Consider the following 15,415-nt stretch of genomic DNA (forward strand, 5'->3'; position numbering starts at 1 on the left):
TCGTGTGTGCTTGTGTCTTGGCCGAACTCAACGGGGTCCCCCTCGACGGTTGTGCGGCTACTCCTGTCGCTCAACGAGCCGGCCGGAATTTCGAACACACGTGTTTCGGTCGTGTTGGTAGCCCCGGGATTGAGCGCGCGCCGGAGCTTGTGGGTTGCATCGACCCTTGCGGTGCAAGGAACGGGGGCTGGAGCGGCGATGGCCAAAACGCCGAGCGTGCCGCTGTTCCGGCGCCCGTGGCCGGGGCGTTCGATGAAGCGCGGCACCTCCACGCCTTCGCTACGGTCCAGTGGCCCCTGGGGGAGATGCCGGAACATTGGCAGTGGCGACCACCACGCCGTCGAGGCGTTTTGCCTCGGGGCTCCCCAGGTGCTGCGGCCCATTCCCGGTCGGGCGCTCACCCACTACCCGTGCATGCCCGTCTCGCGTGCGCGGCGCCACGCGTCGACCGCTGCCGCGAGGTGGTCCTGCAACTTGGGGGGCATCGGTTCCCGGCCGGTCGCGGCCGCCGTCACCGTCTTCGCGAGCAATCGCAGCTTGATATTGCTGTGCTGCGAGACCATCGCCAGGATCTCGAAGGCGTCATCAGGCGGGCAGCCGAAACCTGCCATCAGTACTCCCCGCGCCATGTCGATGACCGGTCGGCTCTCCATCGCCTCTCTGAGCTGGGCGTTCTCGCATTCGAGTTGCGCAAGCCGTTCCCGTTCGGGTGTGCCGGTGTCTGTACTCGCTGCCGCCCGGCCACCGCACGGCGAGGAAGCGTGTCCTTCGCTGCGGCCACGCCGGACGTACTCGCGCTGGGGAGGTCGCATAGAAAATTTCCTGCCCCGTCCGCCCCCCGGCACACGCCATCACAGGGTCAAGGTCACCGGGACGGACCGGCAGGTGCCGATCGGCGCCACGTGTCTGCGCTGCGCGACCGGCTGAACCTGCGCTTTTCCGCCGCCGATCGGGCGTTTGTACTGCTCCTTCAGCTGCGTCAGGTGTTCGCGCGAGCACCCGACCAGCATCCGCTCGCCGTCGTACGTCGACTCCGCGGCGCGGGTCGCAGACGAGCCCGGTATCGGCGCATGCCGAGCTCTCTCCCCGGCCGGATCACCGCCCCGCACAGATCGCAGATCTCAGGCGGGGGACGACGCGTGCCTGCCTGCTCCAGAGCACCGCCGGCCCCACCGTCGAGGGATCGCCGCTGGCCACCCACCTGAAGCGGGCCACCGTCATCAGCTCGTCGACGCTTTCCCGTACGAACCCGTCCACGAGGTCTGGGACGTGGCCGGTGGTGTGGGGCACGGCTCAACCCTGGAGGAAACCATCGAGGCGATGGGGGTAGTCGAATGATGAACCAGGTGACCGGCTCATGGTGCGGCGACGAGGGAGGAGACCGGTCTTTGGTGAGTCTCAGGAGGTTGGGATGCGTCTCTACCACAGTCGTCCCACTGACCCCGGGTACCGCCGCCTGCGGCATGGGCGCGGCTTCCGGTACCTCGACACCCTGGGTGAGCCACTGCGCGATCCGGCGGAGCTGACCCGGATCCGGGCGTTGGTCATACCGCCGGCCTGGCGTGATGTGTGGATCTGCACCCGGGCCAACGGGCACCTTCAGGCCGTGGGCACCGACGCTGCCGGACGCCGCCAGTACCTGTATCACCCCCAGTTCCGTGCCGAACAGGAGCAGGCCAAGCACGAGCACGTACTCGACGTCGCTGAGGTCTTGCCCGCGCTGAGGGAGGCAGTCGAGGGGCATCTGAGCGATCGGGGGCTGACCAGGCAGCGGGTCCTGGCCACGGCAGTACGCCTGCTCGACCTCGGTTTCTTTCGCATCGGCAGCGACCGCTACACCGAACTGAACCACAGCTACGGCCTCACCACTCTGCTGCGCGAGCACTCTCGCTGCCAGGCCGGTGCCGTGCTGTTCACCTTCACCGGCAAGCACGGCAAGGAGATCATGAAGACGGTCGCAGACCCCGCCACCTGCCGCACCCTGACCGCGTTGCGGCGGCGCCGGGGCGGCGGCGACCGGCTCCTGGCCTACTGGCAGCAGCACACCTGGCACGAGCTGAGCGGCGACGACATCAACGCCTACCTCAGGGAACTGGCCGGCCTGGATATTACCGCCAAGGACTTCCGCACCTGGCACGCCACCGTCATGGCCGCCGTGGCCCTCGCCGTCTCGCAATCCGTCGCGCGCAGCGAGACTGCCCGGCGCCGGGCCATCGCCCGGGCGGCGCGCGAGGTGGCCGGGTATCTCGGCAACACCCCCGCGGTCTGCCGCGCCTCCTACATCAACCCGCGGGTGATCGAACTGTACGAGGAAGGCGTGACGGTCGCCGCCGCACTGCCCCAGCTCGGCGACGAAGGCCCCTACGGCATCCCCGCCACGCACGGACCTGCCGAACGAGCCGTACTGCGCATGCTCCGGACCGGCCGCCCGCCCGAGACCCAGTAAGCGGCAAGAGGCAGCTCAGGACACGAAATCTGACAGGAGTACTGGGCCCTGTCCGGCGGATCATCCGAGCGCCGCAGGGATTGGAGTCATCGGCGCCGTATCGACGGGTGATCGCCGGAAGGGGCTGCTGGACGTGTGGCCGGACTCGTGGGCTGTGGTCGCCGAAGCCGACCGAGAGCAAGGGGACTATGCGGCGCCGGAGCGGGAATTGACGGCTTCTCCACGCCCCGGCGGACGAGGCAGTGGATGACGTGGCTTGGGACCATCTCGAAGAGATGGCCCTCAACGTTTCCGTCGACGTCCGCCCCGGCCCCCAGCCGCTCGGCCAGCCGCTGCTGGGACCGCAGTTGCCGTTTCCGCCTGCGGGCCGGGCCGGTCGGCCGAGACGACCAGGGCGGCGAGAAGCGTGGTGACCGGCACAGAGGCCACCAAGCCGATCGATCCGACCAGTGTGCGCACGATCTCCTCGGCCACCAACTCGCTGTTGGCGACCGTGCCCACGCCGCTTTGGGCGATGGAGAAGAGAAGCAGCAGCGGCAGTGCGGCGCCGGCGTAGGCGAGGACGAGGGTGTTGACCACGGAGGCGATGTGGTCGCGGCCGATGCGGATGCCTGCTCGGTACAGGCCGCGCCAGCCCATCGTGGGGTTGGCGTCGTGCAGTTCCCAGACGGCCGATGTCTGTGTCACCGTGACGTCGTCGAGCACGCCGAGGGAGCCGATGATGACGCCGGCGAGCAGCAGACCGCTCATGTCGATCTTCGGGTACAGGCCGTGGATCAGGCCGGTGCTGTCGTCGGTGTTGCCGGTGAGAGCGGCCCAGTCGATGAACTCCGAGCCCAGGATGCCGATCAGTCCCAGCGAGACCAGGGTGCCGAGCACCGCCACCGACGTACGGGCCGACAGGCCGTGGCACATGTACAGGGCGATCAGCATGATCGCACTCGAGCCGACCACTGCCACGAGCAGCGGATTCGAGCCGTGCAGGACCGCCGGCAGGATGAAGAAGTTCAGCACCATGAAGCTGATGGCCAGCGCGGCCAACGCCATCACGCCGCGCAGCCGGCCGACCACCACGACGGCGAGCGCGAAGATGCCGGCCAGCAGGCTCATCGGGAATCCGCGGTTGACATCGGTGACCGAGTACTGCAGGTCCTTGGGCGCGGAGGGTTCGTATGCGGCTACGACCTTCTCGCCCTGGTGCAACTGTCGCGCCTGGTCAGGCTGCACGATCTCGATGAACGTACGGCCCTTGTCCTTGCCGGTGTCAACCCGAATCGTGGCCTTGTGACAGGTGCCGTTCGCCTCCTGCTGTGCCGAGTTGCCCTCGGCGGTGGAGGTATCGCCGGTCGGGGTCTCGCCCGAGGCGTTCACCGACTTGCAGCTCACCTCGACGAGTCTGGTGACCGTCGCCTGCTGGGTCTGCTGGTCGAAGCCGACGCCGGTGCGCTTGTGCGGCGGTGCTTCGCCCGGCCACAGCACCACTAGCCCCACCACGACCGCGGCGGTGAACGGAATCAGGATCGCCGCGATGACCTTGCGCAGATGCCGCGAGACGGGGGCGGCAGGCCCGTGGCTGTGGCTGTGGCTGTGACCGTGCGCGTGGCCGCTGGCGCCCGCTTCGTGACCGTGGTCGGAGCCCTGCCCGGTGCCAGTGACCGCGGCGCGCCCGTCGCCTGTCACGGGGGTGTGCCCGTGGCCGATGGCCGGAGAGGGGACATGGCCCGCGTCGAAAGGGGATCCGTAGCCGGGGTGAGGCGCCGACTCGGGGAGATCCCCGTACCGGTAGTCGTGGCCGTACTCGCCGGTGCGACCACTCCTGGCTGTGGGCCGGTTGCCGACATCGTTCCAGTCCCCGGCACTCTGCCGGTCAGCGGCTCCCATGCCGTCTCCCTCGCGGTTGTCCGTGCCCCCTCCGGAGCCGGTCCTGCGCGGCGGCTCTCGGGAAGGGTACGGGAACGGTGTGTCGTAGTCTCAGCCCGATCTCCGCAAGACCCTCGGCACCCTCTTCATGGCGTCTGGATCAGGAACCCTTTCACTGGCTGCATGATCAGCGCCACCCGTGGGGGTGCGCCGTGGAACTCCCCGCCGCCGTCGGTGCGGTGCGGTGCGGATCAGGCGGGGCAGGCGCACGGCTGCTCTCCATCATCTGGCTCGTCGAATGTGTCCAGGCGCAGACGCCTCGGTGAAAAGAGCGCTCGCGGTTGCTGTACGGTCGCGAGGGGCGTTCAGGCTCGTCGGCGGAATGAGCCGCCACGGCAGAGGCCATCGAGACGCCGCAGGAGCAGCCTCCCGGTATGGTCGGGCCTCAGTCGTTCTCTGCGCCGCGTCAAGCCCGCCCCTGTTCCCTCCAATGAAGTGGCCAATCTCGTCCTATGGAGGGGCAAAAAAATCCCTGCGGCACTGCCGGTTCGCGTGCTTCGGAATTACGGTCACCCCGCACCCTGTCATGTCGCGTTCACGCGGTATGCGCCCGGTGTGAGTGTCATGCTCATGACTGCGCGGTTCGACCGCCGCCACGCGCGTCACGGGCCTGCCCATCCAGTGCGATACCCCACGTCAACCGGAGGCAGTTCCCCATGCGTGAGTCACGCCTGAGCAAGCGCAGACGGAGTCTGCGAAGACTTCTCGCCGTCTCCTTCCCCGCCCTCACCCTCACCGTCGCCGGACTCGTCGCGGCGCCGACGGCCGGGGCCCAGCCCGCAGCGGCCCACCCGCACATCTCCAAGGTCACGCAGAACGCCAAGGCCCTGACCGCCCCCGAGCGGCAGACCTACCACTCCACCGGCAAGGCCGGCCAGAAGGTGCCGACCCAGCATCTGTGCGCCACCGCCGAGCCGGGCCACGCGTCCTGCTTCGCCCAGCGCCGCACCGACATCAAGCAGCGCCTCGCCGCCGCCCTCGCGGCCGCCGCGCCCTCCGGCCTCTCCCCGGCCAACCTGCACAGCGCCTACAACCTGCCCACCACGGCCGGTTCGGGCATGACCGTCGGCATTGTGGACGCCTACAACGACCCCAACGCCGAGTCGGACCTGGGCACCTACCGCTCCACCTACGGTCTGTCGTCCTGCACCAAGGCCAACGGCTGCTTCAAGCAGGTCAGCCAGACCGGTTCCACCACCTCGCTGCCGACCAACGACAGCGGCTGGGCCGGCGAAGAGATGCTCGACATCGACATGGTCAGCGCGGTCTGCCCGAACTGCAGCATCGTCCTGGTCGAGGCCAACTCCGCGAGCATGGCCGACCTCGGCGCCGCCGAGAACGAGGCCGTGGCACTCGGCGCCAAGTTCGTCTCCAACAGCTGGGGCGGCTCCGAGGACTCCTCCCAGACCAGCGACGACACTTCGTACTTCAAGCACCCGGGCGTCGCGATCACCGTCTCCTCCGGTGACTCCGCCTACGGCGCCGAGTACCCGGCCACGTCCCAGTACGTGACCGCCGTCGGCGGCACCGCGCTGACCACCGCGTCCAACTCCCGTGGCTGGAGCGAGTCGGTGTGGCACACCAACTCCACGGAAGGCACCGGCTCCGGCTGCTCGGCCTACGACCCGAAGCCGAGCTGGCAGACCGACTCCGGCTGCTCCAAGCGCATGGAGGCCGACGTCTCCGCCGTCGCCGACCCGGCCACCGGCGTCGCGGTCTACGACACCTACGGCGGCACCGGCTGGGCGGTCTACGGCGGCACCAGCGCCAGCTCGCCGATCATCGCCTCCGTCTACGCCCTCGCGGGCACCCCGGGCACGAGCGACTACCCGGCGAAGTACCCCTACCAGCACACGGGCAACCTGTACGACGTGACCAGTGGCAACAACGGCTCCTGCTCACCGTCGTACTTCTGCACCGCGGGCACCGGTTACGACGGCCCGACCGGCTGGGGCACCCCGAACGGCACCGCCGCCTTCACCGCCGGCTCCAGCACCGGCAACACGGTGACCGTCACCAACCCCGGCAGCCAGTCGACCGCCACCGGAAGCTCGGTCAGCCTGCAGATCAAGGCGACCGACAGCGCGGGCGCGGCCCTGACCTACAGCGCGAGCGGCCTGCCGACCGGCCTGTCCGTCAACAGCTCCACCGGCCTGATCTCGGGTACGGCGTCCACCGCGGGCACCTACCAGGTCACGGTCACCGCGAAGGACTCCACCGGTGCCTCCGGCTCGACGTCCTTCACCTGGACCGTCGGCTCCGGGGGCGGCGGCTGCACCTCGGCGCAGCTGCTCGGCAACCCTGGCTTCGAGTCGGGCAGCACCGGCTGGACCGCCACCAGCGGTGTCATCACCAACGACTCCGGTGAGGCGGCCCACGGCGGCTCGTACTACGCCTGGCTGGACGGCTACGGCTCCTCGCACACCGACACGCTGTCCCAGTCGGTGACGATCCCGGCGGGCTGCAAGGCCACGCTCACCTTCTACCTGCACATCGACACCGCCGAGACCGGCAGCACCGCGTACGACAAGCTGACGGTGACCGCCGGTTCGAAGACCCTGGCGACGTACTCGAACCTCAATCACGCTTCTGGCTACGCCCAGAAGAGCTTCGACCTGTCCTCGCTGGCGGGCCAGACGGTCACCCTGAAGTTCAACGGCGTGGAGGACTCCTCCCTCCAGACCAGCTTCGTCGTGGACGACACCGCTCTGACGACCAGCTGACCGCCTGACCGGCACGAGCTGAGCACCTGGTCCCGCACGCGGAAGCCGTCCGCGTGCGGGACACGCCGTTACCCGTACCCGTTGTGGGTCCCTCGGTGGCAGGTCACCAACTGCTCTTGGTCACGCCGGGGAGCTCGCCCGCGTGGGCCATCTCGCGTACGCGGATCCGGGACAGGCCGAAGGTGCGCAGGTGGCCGCGGGGGCGGCCGTCCACGGAGTCGCGGTTGCGCAGACGGGTGGCGCTGGCGTCGCGGGGCTGTCGGCGCAGTTCCCTCTGGGCGGCGACGCGGTCCTCGTCGGAGCTTCCGGGGGACGAGATGATCGCTTTCAGTTCCGCGCGGCGTGCGGCGTAGCGGGCCACGATGAGGCGCCGCTGCTCATTCTTCGCGATCTTGCTCTTCTTCGCCATCAGACCTTCCCTCCCCGGGCGCGGATCCGATGCACTGCGGCCTCGATGCCGATCGTGTCGACCGTCTTGATGCCCTTGGTTGAGAGCGTGAGCCGGACGTGGCGGCCTTCACTCGGCAGCCAGTAGCGCTTGCTCTGGACGTTCGGATCGAAGCGGCGCTTGCTCCGCCGGTGCGAGTGGGAGATGCGATGGCCGAAGCCGGGCTGTCGACCGGTGAGTTGGCAGTGGGCGGACATGCTTGTTCCTCCTTGGGGGTGGATGCAGCAGCACACTAGCGCCTGATGAAAATGAAAACCAATCTCTTGTATGGTGCTGTCCATGGCCCGTAACGAACTGCGCCCGATCATCAAGCTGAGGTCCACCGCCGGCACCGGCTACACCTACGTGACCCGCAAAAACCGCCGTAACAACCCCGACCGGCTGACGCTGCGCAAGTACGACCCGCTCGCCGGCCGTCACGTCGACTTCCGTGAGGAGCGCTGAGAGCAGTGAAGCCCGGAATCCACCCCGAGTACCGCCCGGTCGTCTTCCGCGACCGCGCCGCCGACTACGCCTTCCTGACCCGGTCGACGGCCACCAGTGACAAGACCGTCGAATGGGAGGACGGCAACACCTACCCGGTCATCGACGTCGAGATCTCCTCGGCGAGCCACCCCTTCTACACCGGCACCCAGCGGGTCCTGGACACCGCGGGGCGGGTCGAGCGCTTCGAGCGGCGTTACGGACGCGGACGGAGCGAGCAGTGAACCGGGACCAGGCGCGGCTGCCGGTCGCGATCGTCGGCGGGTTGCACGCCGACGCTCGCCGGGCCGCGGTCGAGGAGATCCTGCGTACGGTCCCCGGCTCGGTCGCGCTGCACCACGACCTGACGTCCGCCGTCGACAGCGCGGTGCAACGGACCGTACGAGACGTCGACGGTCTGCTGGGCAGCGGCGGCGCACCCCTGGTGAGCAACTGCGCGTGCTGCGCCCTGCGTGAGGACCTGGTCCCTGAACTGCTGCGGCTCGCGGAGGAGGGAAGGTACCGGCTGGCCGTCGTGGAACTGTGGGACTCCGTCGAGCCGCAGGCCATGGCCGGAGTCATCGCCGCCGCCGGGGCACCGCTGGTGTTGACCGGGGTCGCCACCGTGGTCGACCCCGCACTCGTCCTGCCCTATCTGTCGAACGGTGACGACCTGGCCGACGTCGGCCTGGCCGCGGCCCCGACCGACCAGCGCACTGTTTCGGACACCTTCGCCCGGCAGTTGGAGTACCCCACGGTGATCGCTCTCGTGGAGAGCAGTTCGCGTGGAGAGGGCGGCGAGGTCGCCGATGACACCGACCGCGCGCTGCTCACCCAGCTCACGCCAGGCGCACGCAAGGTACGCGGGGGGAGCGGCGCGCTGGGGGCCGCGCTGCTGGCGGGCTTCGACGTGGCAGCGGCCGCCGCCCGTGTGCATCCTGCGTGCGCGCTGCTGCCGCAGGAGTGCGACGAGCACGGCGTGAGCACCTTCGTCTGGCGGCGCGAACGGCCCTTCCACCCGCAGCGTCTGTACGCGGCGCTGGAGGACCTGACCTGCGCGGCCGCTCGCAGCCGTGGGCGGTTCTGGCTGGCGGACCGCCCCGACACGCTGCTGTCCTGGGACGCCGCCGGCGGCGCGCTGTGCGTGGAGTCGGCCGGCCCCTGGCTGGCCGCCCTGCCCGACGCCGCCTGGGAGATGGTGCCCGCCGAGCGCCGTATCGCCGCCTCCGTGGACTGGCACCCCGAGCACGGTGACCGCTGCCAGTACCTCAGCTTCACCTCGCCCGGCCTGGACCGCGACGGTCTGTCGGTCCTGCTCGACTCGTGCCTGCTCACCGACGACGAGTACGCGGCGGGCAGGGAACGGTGGCAGCAACTTCCGCACACTTTCGATGACTTGCTCGACCCAGTGACCTGAGAGAGGACCGACCTCACCCATGCCCCGACGTACAAGCACCGGGCGGCAGACCGACAAGCGGCAGCGCGTCAATCCGCTGGACGCCGCCGGCATCACCTACATCGACTACAAGGACACCGATCTGCTGCGGAAGTTCATCTCCGACCGCGGAAAGATCCGCAGCCGTCGGGTGACTCACGTGACCCGTCAGCAGCAGCGGCAGATAGCCCAGGCCATCAAGAGCGCACGAGAGATGGCGCTCCTTCCCTGCAGTTCCCGATAGGGCGGTGGTCACCGGCCGGAGTTAGTCCTACGCCCGCGCTCGTATGCCTTCACCAGCCGCTGCGGCACCAGCTGTGAGCCGCCGTCGCCGGTGACTGGCGCGAGCGTCGGCGTGGTCGCCTTCCACTGGGCGAGGCTGTGGCGAGTCTGTCAGTCGATTCAGGATATCCTGAATTCAGGATCACGTGTACAGTTGATGTGTGCTGACTGTTGACTCCGACATCGGGGTGCTGGCCCGGTTCGGGCGGGCGCTCGCCGATCCGATCCGCTGCCGCATCCTGCTCGCGCTGCGGGAAGCACCCGCCTATCCCGCCGACCTCGCCGACGCGCTGGACGTCTCCCGCACCAGGCTGTCGAACCACCTGGCGTGTCTGCGTGACTGCGGCCTGGTCGTCACCGTCCCCGACGGCCGTCGCACCCGCTACGAACTCGCCGACGAACGCCTCGGCCATGCGCTCGACGACCTGCGCGCCGCCGTGGTCGCCGTCGAGGGCGACCGGACGTGCGTCGATGCCGACGACAAGGGGTGGTGCTGACCATGAGCGCTGAGATGTCCATGCCGCTAGGCCCCGACCCGGCCAGGCGTGGCGCGCTCGCCAGGCGGATACGGCTGCTGGTCGCCGCGACCATCACCTACAACGCCGTCGAGGCGGCCGTCGCCCTCACGGCCGGGACCGTGGCTTCCTCCACCGCCCTGATCGGCTTCGGCCTCGACTCCGTCATCGAGGTGTCCTCGGCCGCCACCGTCGCCTGGCAGTTCTCCGCCCGCGACCACGCGGTGCGCGAGGCCAGGGAGAAGACCGCGTTGAGGATCATCGCGCTGTCGTTCTTCGCGCTCGCCGCCTACGTCACCGTCGATGCCGTACGGGCCCTGACCGGCATGGGCGAGGCTACGCGCTCCCTGCCCGGCATGGTGCTGGCCGCCCTCTCGCTCGTGGTCATGCCGTTTCTGTCGGCCGCCCAGCGCCGCGCCGGACGGAAACTCGGCTCCGCGTCGGCTGTGGCCGACTCCAAACAGGCTCTGCTGTGCACCTATCTGTCGGCGGTCCTGCTGGTGGGCCTGGTCGCCAACGCCGTGCTCGGCTGGTCCTGGGCCGATCCGCTCGCGGGTCTGGTCATTGCCGCGGTCGCGGTGAAGGAGGGGCGGGAGGCGTGGCGTGGGGAGGGGTGCTGCGCGGCTCCGGCGGCCGTCGCGCCGATGGCCGGCCGACGGGAGATGGAGGATGCCTGCGGTTGTGCTCCGGGATGCGACTGCTGCGCTTGACGTAGGTCACGCGGGAAAGGGCCTGGCGCGCGGTCACCGTCGTTCGGCTGCCGCGTGCCGTGAGCCGCAGTCCGGGCACACCCCGGACAGCTCCACCGTGTGCCGGACGTTCGCGAAGCCGGAGGTCTGTGCGATGGTGTCCGCCCAGTCCTCGACCGGGCCGGAGTCGACGGGCCGGCTCAGGCCGCATTCCGTGCAGATGAGGTAGTGGCGGTGGTCGGGGCCGGGCCGGTAGCGGAAGAGGCGTTCACCGGCTGCGTCGCGGACCAGGTCGGCCCGGCCGGCGGCGGCCAGGGCGGTGAGGGTGCGGTAGACCGTGGACAGGCCGACCGCTGAACCGTCGGCGGCGAGTCGGTTGTGGAGCGCCTGCGCGCCGACGAAGCCCTCGGCTCGGATCAACGCGTCCACGACCGCGGTGCGTTGGTGGGTGAGCCGGCCAATCAGCGTGACGTCGGCCAACGGTGCGGGGGCGTGCTGTCGGTCGCTTTCCATCAGAGTGCCTTCGCTCAGGTACCGGCGGGGACGGCGGTTCGCGTACGAGGACCGGGGGCGGGCCGTCGTATCAGGAACGTCGCGGCGTAGACGGCCGTGGCGACGGCCATGATGGCGAAGCTCGGCGGCATCCTCGGCACCGCGTAGGAAGCGAACAAGCCCGCCCACATCTCCAGCACCCCCAGCCCGGCGGACAGGGCAAGCGCCCGGAAGGGCCTGTCGGTGAGCCGGATCGCGGCTCCCGCGGGGGCGGTGAGCAGGCCGAGCAGGAGCAGGGAACCGACCGCCTGGGTGGCCTCGGCGGCGCTGATCCCGGCCAGGGCGAGGAAGCCGTAGCCGAGCAGCCGGACCGGTACCCCGCGGGCGGCGGCCACGGCCTCGTCGAGCGTGGCGAACAGCAGTGGCCGGGCGATCAGGACCACCAGCAGGGCGACCCCGGCGGCCACCAGGGTCGCGACGACCGCGCCGGCGGAGGAGATGCCGAAGATGGAGCCGAACAGCACGCTGACGCCGGCGGTGCCGTTGGTGGTGCTGCGGGAGGTCGTGTAGAGGGTGATGAAGAAGGCGCCCAGGCCCAGGATCCAGGAGAAGACGCTTCCTATGACCACGTCGTCGGGCCGGGCCCTGCGGCCGAGGGTGCCGAAGAGCAGAGCCACGGCGATGGTCGTGGCGAACAGGCCCAGTCGAAGGTCGGCGCCGAAGGCGAGGGCCGCCATCGCGCCGGTGAAGGCGACGTGGCTGAGCGCGTCGCCGGTGAAGACCTGGGCGCGCAGGACCAGGAAGTAGCCGACCAGTCCGCAGGCGGCGGCGATGGCGGTCCCGGCGAGGAAGGCGTGCTGGAAGAACGGCTGGGACAGCGGGGAGGCGGCGAGCAGGAAGGTCATGCCGTCACCTCCCTGGCGGCCGTGGACGCGACGACCCGGCGGCCCTGCATCTCGCGCAGGGAGCGCCAGCCCAGGGCGAGCAGGTATCCGGCGAAGGCGATGGTCGTCACGAAGAAGCCCAGGGGGTAGGGCGAGTAGTAGGCGGCGGTCAGCCCGAGCCAGGTGGCGGCGAACGCCAGCAGGACGGCCAGGGCCAGGCTCAGGCCCGGTCGGGGGGTGAGGACTTGGGCGGTGGCCGCCGGGATCACCATGAGGGCGAAGACCAGGAGCGTCCCGGTGATCTGGCTCGCCTCGGCCGTGGCCGCACCGAGCAGGACGAGGAAGACCACCGACAGCGCGCGGACCGGCACCCCGCGTCCGGCGGCCACCTTCGGGTCGACGGAGGCGAACAGCAGCGGCCGTCCGATCAGCGCCAGTACGGCGAGGACGACCGCGCCGACCACCATCAGCACGGTCACCTGCGACGACGTGATCCCCAGGAAGGTGCCGAAGAGGATGGTCTGCGGTCCCTCCAGCAGCCCTCTGTACAGGGCGGTGAACAGGAACCCGGAGGCGAGCAGGAACGCCTGCACGGTTCCCGTCAGCGCCGACTCCTCGTGCTCGCCGCCACCCCGGAGGGCTGCGATGACCAGCGCGGCGGCCACGCACAGGGTGAAGTAGCCGTAGACCGCGCTCACGCCGAGCAGGAGCGCCCCGGCGGCGCCGGGGAAGGCGACGGCGGAGACGGTGTGGGCGGCGAATGTCTGCCGCCGCAGCACCACGAACCACCCCACGAGCGCGGAGACCACGGCCACGACCGCGCCCGCGCGGAACGCGTTGACCATGAACGGGTACGACCACATCTCCTGGAAGTCGGTCAGGAGGTTCCACGACCAGGCAGGTGCCCCCGTCTCAGCCAGCAGCATGACCGCTCCCCGGGGTGTCGTGCCGGTCGGTGTGGACCGCCGGCGCCTCCGGCTGGCCCACGACGACCAGCCGCCCGTCCGAGGTGCGCAGCACCTCGACCGGTGTGCCGTACAGCCGGGTCAGTGTCTCGGAGGTGATGACCTCCGCCGGGGTGCCGGCGGCGGCCCCGCCCTCGGCCAGGTACACCACGCGGTCCAGGTGGTGGAGTATCGGGTTCACGTCATGGGCGACCATGACCACCGAGACGCCCTCCTGGTGGCAGATGCGCCCGATCAGCGCGGCGACCGCGCTCTGGTTGGGCAGGTCGAGGCTGTCCAACGGCTCGTCCAGCAGCAGCAGTTCGGGCCTGCGGACCAGTGCCTGGGCGATCAGCAGCCGCTGCTGCTCGCCGCCGGAACACTGCCCGATGGGCCGGTGTGCGTACGCTGCCGCCCCGACCAGCCCGATCACCTCGTCCACCCGCGCGCGGGCTGCCCGCCGACGCACGCTCGGGAACGGCAGGGGCACCCCCCATCGGTCACCGTCCAGGCCCATGCGCACCACGTCGATGCCGCGGATCCGCAGGCTGGCGTCGAAGCTGCGGCGCTGCGGCAGGTAGCCGATGCGGTCGTTGGCCTGTCCGGGCCGGGCCCCGAGCACCCGTACCTCACCGGCTGCCACGGGCAGGGCGCCCAACAGCACCTTGATCATGGTGGACTTGCCGACGCCGTTGGGACCGAGCACGGCGGTGAACTCGCCCGCCCCGATGCGAAGGTCCACATCCGCCCACAACGTACGGCCGCCCACCCGCACGGCGGCCCCGCGCAGGGCGACCACCGGGTCGCTTCCGCCGGCCGCGGCCATGTCGTGGCCGCCACTTCGGCGGCTGGGGACGGTGTGGCCGCTGTGGGTGGTGACGGCTTCTCGGGCCTTCGCTATCGGGTTCATGGCGTCAGCTCACTTTCCGGCGGCCTTGGCCAGGGCCTGCTCGATGCCCTGCAGTTGGGTGGTCTGCCACTGCTGGAAGGTGGCACCGGCGGGGGTGAGGGTCTCGGTCACGGTGGCGACCGGGATGCCCTGCGCCTTGGCGTCCTTCACCTGCGCCTGGACGTCGGGGGTGGAGTTCTGGGAGTTGTAGACGTAAATCTTGATCTTCTTGTTCTTGATCTGCTGGTCGATGGTGGCCTTGTCCTTGGCCGTGGGGTCGGAGCCCTCGCTCATCGCGTCCAGGAACGTCTCCGGGGTGAGCATTTTCAGCCCCAGGCCGTCCGACAACGGCGTGACGATGGACTCGGAGGCGCCGATCGGGGTGCCCGCGTACGTGGCCTTGATGTCGGCTATGAGCTTGTTGTACCCAGCGAGTGTCTTCGTCTCGAAGGTCGTCTTCTGCTGGTCGAAGTAGGAGGCGTCGGCGGGGTCGATCTTCTTGTAGTCGGCGGTGATTTTCTCGATGACCTGGTGGACGTTGTCCGGCGAGTACCAGCGGTGCGGGTTGCCGCCCGGCTTGATGCCGACCAGGTCGCCGACCTTGAGCTGGGTGCGTCCGCTGCCGGGGTTGGCGGCGAGCAGCTTGTCGGCCCAGGCGTCGTAGCCGATGCCGTTGACGATCGTGTACTGGGCGCCGGCCACGGTGCGGGCGTCGGCGGCGGTGGGCTCGTAGTCGTGCGGGTCGGCGTCCGGGTTGTTGATGATGCTGGTGACCTTCACGTGGCTGCCGCCGAGCTGGGAGGCGATGCTGCCCCAGAAGTTCTCCGCCGCCACCACCTGGATCGTCTTGCCCGAGCCGCTGCCGGTCGCGGCGGCGCCATGGGTCTTCGGCGAGGAGGAGGTCGAGCAGGCGGTCGCCGTCACGGCCGTCAGGGCGGCCGTCGCGGTGACGAGCACGAGTCTCGCCGACGGTCGGGCGGAACGGGAGGCGGGAACGGTGGACATGCGGGGCTCCTTCGGGCGATGCCGGGCACGCGGCGGACACGCGCCGTGGTGCGACACTCTCCACGCTAGATGGAAATGATTTTCAGATCAATCCCAGATGATAACCGTTGCCATTTTTTGACCGGGGGTACGACCGTCCGGGGACTGGCGAGGATCGTTCGCCTACCGCCCACTTTGGGCGACAGGGGTAAACCGGCCGAAGGGCGGGAAGGGCTATACGGCGAAATACGGGGAGTGGGTGGCCGTGCCCGGGATGCCGGGCCTGATGTGCCGGGGGAGAG

18 protein-coding genes and 1 pseudogene are annotated in these 15,415 nt (G+C 69.8%); 8 read left to right on the forward strand and 11 right to left on the reverse strand.

Translation table 11 applies throughout. The features are described 5' to 3' along the window. Positions 1-404 precede the first annotated feature (404 nt). Together ABZ624_RS23800 and ABZ624_RS23805 are read right to left on the reverse strand one after the other, a co-directional pair. Positions 405-812 (reverse strand): ANTAR domain-containing protein, encoded by a 408-nt coding sequence (locus ABZ624_RS23800; protein WP_360092321.1) that lies wholly within the window; start codon positions 810-812, stop codon positions 405-407. A gap of 283 nt (positions 813-1,095) precedes the next feature. After that, positions 1,096-1,290, reverse strand: coding sequence for a hypothetical protein (locus ABZ624_RS23805; RefSeq protein WP_360092324.1), 195 nt, complete (start codon positions 1,288-1,290; stop codon positions 1,096-1,098). 121 nt (positions 1,291-1,411) lie between these two features. Between ABZ624_RS23805 and ABZ624_RS23810 the strand changes: the two genes are divergently transcribed. Beyond that, positions 1,412-2,446 carry a DNA topoisomerase IB gene (locus ABZ624_RS23810; RefSeq protein ID WP_360092327.1) on the forward strand — a complete coding sequence of 345 codons (1,035 nt, stop codon included), beginning with the start codon at positions 1,412-1,414 and terminating at the stop codon, positions 2,444-2,446. Positions 2,447-2,728: 282 nt separating this feature from the next. Here the strand turns inward: ABZ624_RS23810 and ABZ624_RS23815 are convergent, their stop codons facing one another. Next, entirely contained in the window at positions 2,729-4,327 is a 1,599-nt protein-coding gene (locus ABZ624_RS23815; RefSeq protein ID WP_360092330.1) for a YibE/F family protein, read from the reverse strand. A 695-nt stretch (positions 4,328-5,022) separates the two neighbouring features. Here ABZ624_RS23815 and ABZ624_RS23820 point away from each other — a divergent pair. Beyond that, positions 5,023-7,089, forward strand: a complete 2,067-nt coding sequence (locus ABZ624_RS23820; RefSeq protein ID WP_360092333.1) for a putative Ig domain-containing protein — start codon at positions 5,023-5,025, stop codon at positions 7,087-7,089. A 103-nt stretch (positions 7,090-7,192) separates the two neighbouring features. On the opposite strand, the gene rpsN is transcribed toward ABZ624_RS23820, so the two are convergent. Both rpsN and rpmB read right to left on the reverse strand, forming a co-directional pair. Beyond that, on the reverse strand, positions 7,193-7,498 hold the full coding sequence (gene rpsN, locus ABZ624_RS23825) for a 30S ribosomal protein S14 (protein ID WP_360092336.1): 306 nt from the start codon (positions 7,496-7,498) through the stop codon (positions 7,193-7,195). Beyond that, entirely contained in the window at positions 7,498-7,734 is a 237-nt protein-coding gene (rpmB, locus tag ABZ624_RS23830; RefSeq protein WP_360092339.1) for a 50S ribosomal protein L28, read from the reverse strand. Before rpmB ends, rpsN begins: the two co-directional genes overlap by 1 nt. Before the next feature lie 82 nt (positions 7,735-7,816). On the opposite strand from rpmB, the gene rpmG reads away from it, so the two are divergent. Genes rpmG through rpsR form a run of 4 tightly spaced genes read left to right on the forward strand, consistent with a single transcriptional unit; the run spans position 7,817 to position 9,678 of the window. After that, entirely contained in the window at positions 7,817-7,981 is a 165-nt protein-coding gene (gene rpmG, locus ABZ624_RS23835; RefSeq protein ID WP_069776639.1) for a 50S ribosomal protein L33, read from the forward strand. A 5-nt stretch (positions 7,982-7,986) separates the two neighbouring features. After that, positions 7,987-8,244 (forward strand): type B 50S ribosomal protein L31, encoded by a 258-nt coding sequence (locus ABZ624_RS23840; RefSeq protein ID WP_360092342.1) that lies wholly within the window; start codon positions 7,987-7,989, stop codon positions 8,242-8,244. Further along, the gene (locus ABZ624_RS23845) at positions 8,241-9,416 is read left to right on the forward strand and encodes a GTP-binding protein (protein WP_360092345.1); all 1,176 of its coding nucleotides are present in this window, start codon (positions 8,241-8,243) and stop codon (positions 9,414-9,416) included. Before ABZ624_RS23840 ends, ABZ624_RS23845 begins: the two co-directional genes overlap by 4 nt. Positions 9,417-9,435: 19 nt before the next feature. After that, positions 9,436-9,678 carry a 30S ribosomal protein S18 gene (gene rpsR / locus ABZ624_RS23850; protein ID WP_360092348.1) on the forward strand — a complete coding sequence of 81 codons (243 nt, stop codon included), beginning with the start codon at positions 9,436-9,438 and terminating at the stop codon, positions 9,676-9,678. A gap of 8 nt (positions 9,679-9,686) precedes the next feature. Here the strand turns inward: rpsR and ABZ624_RS23855 are convergent. Continuing rightward, positions 9,687-9,836: pseudogene (locus tag ABZ624_RS23855) on the reverse strand (50S ribosomal protein L32). A gap of 41 nt (positions 9,837-9,877) precedes the next feature. On the opposite strand from ABZ624_RS23855, the gene ABZ624_RS23860 reads away from it, so the two are divergent. Continuing rightward, positions 9,878-10,213 carry a metalloregulator ArsR/SmtB family transcription factor gene (locus ABZ624_RS23860; RefSeq protein WP_360092351.1) on the forward strand — a complete coding sequence of 112 codons (336 nt, stop codon included), beginning with the start codon at positions 9,878-9,880 and terminating at the stop codon, positions 10,211-10,213. A 2-nt stretch (positions 10,214-10,215) separates the two neighbouring features. Next, a complete protein-coding gene (locus tag ABZ624_RS23865) occupies positions 10,216-10,941 on the forward strand; it encodes a cation transporter (RefSeq protein WP_360092354.1) in 726 nt (241 codons plus the stop codon). Positions 10,942-10,974: 33 nt separating this feature from the next. Here ABZ624_RS23865 and ABZ624_RS23870 read toward each other — a convergent pair whose 3' ends face one another. The 5 genes from ABZ624_RS23870 to ABZ624_RS23890 are packed head-to-tail and all read right to left on the reverse strand — an operon-like array spanning position 10,975 to position 15,134. Continuing rightward, on the reverse strand, positions 10,975-11,433 hold the full coding sequence (locus ABZ624_RS23870) for a Fur family transcriptional regulator (RefSeq protein ID WP_360092357.1): 459 nt from the start codon (positions 11,431-11,433) through the stop codon (positions 10,975-10,977). Positions 11,434-11,447: 14 nt separating this feature from the next. Continuing rightward, entirely contained in the window at positions 11,448-12,317 is an 870-nt protein-coding gene (locus ABZ624_RS23875) for a metal ABC transporter permease (RefSeq protein ID WP_360092360.1), read from the reverse strand. Continuing rightward, complete coding sequence (locus tag ABZ624_RS23880; protein ID WP_360092363.1) at positions 12,314-13,222, reverse strand: metal ABC transporter permease; 909 nt, start codon at positions 13,220-13,222, stop codon at positions 12,314-12,316. The genes ABZ624_RS23875 and ABZ624_RS23880 overlap by 4 nt, the downstream gene beginning before the upstream one ends. Continuing rightward, positions 13,209-14,150: a metal ABC transporter ATP-binding protein gene (locus tag ABZ624_RS23885; RefSeq protein ID WP_360092366.1), complete on the reverse strand. Its 942-nt coding sequence runs from the start codon at positions 14,148-14,150 to the stop codon at positions 13,209-13,211. The genes ABZ624_RS23880 and ABZ624_RS23885 overlap by 14 nt, the downstream gene beginning before the upstream one ends. A 9-nt stretch (positions 14,151-14,159) precedes the next feature. Continuing rightward, entirely contained in the window at positions 14,160-15,134 is a 975-nt protein-coding gene (locus ABZ624_RS23890) for a zinc ABC transporter substrate-binding protein (RefSeq protein ID WP_360092369.1), read from the reverse strand. Positions 15,135-15,415: the final 281 nt, after the last annotated feature.

The sequence above is a fragment of the Streptomyces sp. NPDC007205 genome (genome assembly GCF_040634095.1).
In the GTDB taxonomy this organism is placed as follows: Bacteria; Actinomycetota; Actinomycetes; order Streptomycetales; family Streptomycetaceae; genus Streptomyces.

Excerpts from the sequence above, each read along its gene's own strand:
- rpmG (WP_069776639.1), top strand. The coding sequence starts at position 7,817 with ATGGCCCGTAACGAACTGCGCCCGATCATCAAGCTGAGGTCCACCGCC.
- ABZ624_RS23890 (WP_360092369.1), bottom strand. The coding sequence starts at position 15,134 with ATGTCCACCGTTCCCGCCTCCCGTTCCGCCCGACCGTCGGCGAGACTC.
- ABZ624_RS23800 (WP_360092321.1), bottom strand. The coding sequence starts at position 812 with ATGCGACCTCCCCAGCGCGAGTACGTCCGGCGTGGCCGCAGCGAAGGA.
- ABZ624_RS23865 (WP_360092354.1), top strand. The coding sequence starts at position 10,216 with ATGAGCGCTGAGATGTCCATGCCGCTAGGCCCCGACCCGGCCAGGCGT.
- ABZ624_RS23815 (WP_360092330.1), bottom strand. The coding sequence starts at position 4,327 with ATGGGAGCCGCTGACCGGCAGAGTGCCGGGGACTGGAACGATGTCGGC.
- ABZ624_RS23810 (WP_360092327.1), top strand. The coding sequence starts at position 1,412 with ATGCGTCTCTACCACAGTCGTCCCACTGACCCCGGGTACCGCCGCCTG.
- ABZ624_RS23820 (WP_360092333.1), top strand. The coding sequence starts at position 5,023 with ATGCGTGAGTCACGCCTGAGCAAGCGCAGACGGAGTCTGCGAAGACTT.
- ABZ624_RS23875 (WP_360092360.1), bottom strand. The coding sequence starts at position 12,317 with ATGACCTTCCTGCTCGCCGCCTCCCCGCTGTCCCAGCCGTTCTTCCAG.
- ABZ624_RS23885 (WP_360092366.1), bottom strand. The coding sequence starts at position 14,150 with ATGAACCCGATAGCGAAGGCCCGAGAAGCCGTCACCACCCACAGCGGC.
- rpmB (WP_360092339.1), bottom strand. The coding sequence starts at position 7,734 with ATGTCCGCCCACTGCCAACTCACCGGTCGACAGCCCGGCTTCGGCCAT.
- rpsN (WP_360092336.1), bottom strand. The coding sequence starts at position 7,498 with ATGGCGAAGAAGAGCAAGATCGCGAAGAATGAGCAGCGGCGCCTCATC.
- ABZ624_RS23870 (WP_360092357.1), bottom strand. The coding sequence starts at position 11,433 with ATGGAAAGCGACCGACAGCACGCCCCCGCACCGTTGGCCGACGTCACG.
- rpsR (WP_360092348.1), top strand. The coding sequence starts at position 9,436 with ATGCCCCGACGTACAAGCACCGGGCGGCAGACCGACAAGCGGCAGCGC.
- ABZ624_RS23880 (WP_360092363.1), bottom strand. The coding sequence starts at position 13,222 with ATGCTGCTGGCTGAGACGGGGGCACCTGCCTGGTCGTGGAACCTCCTG.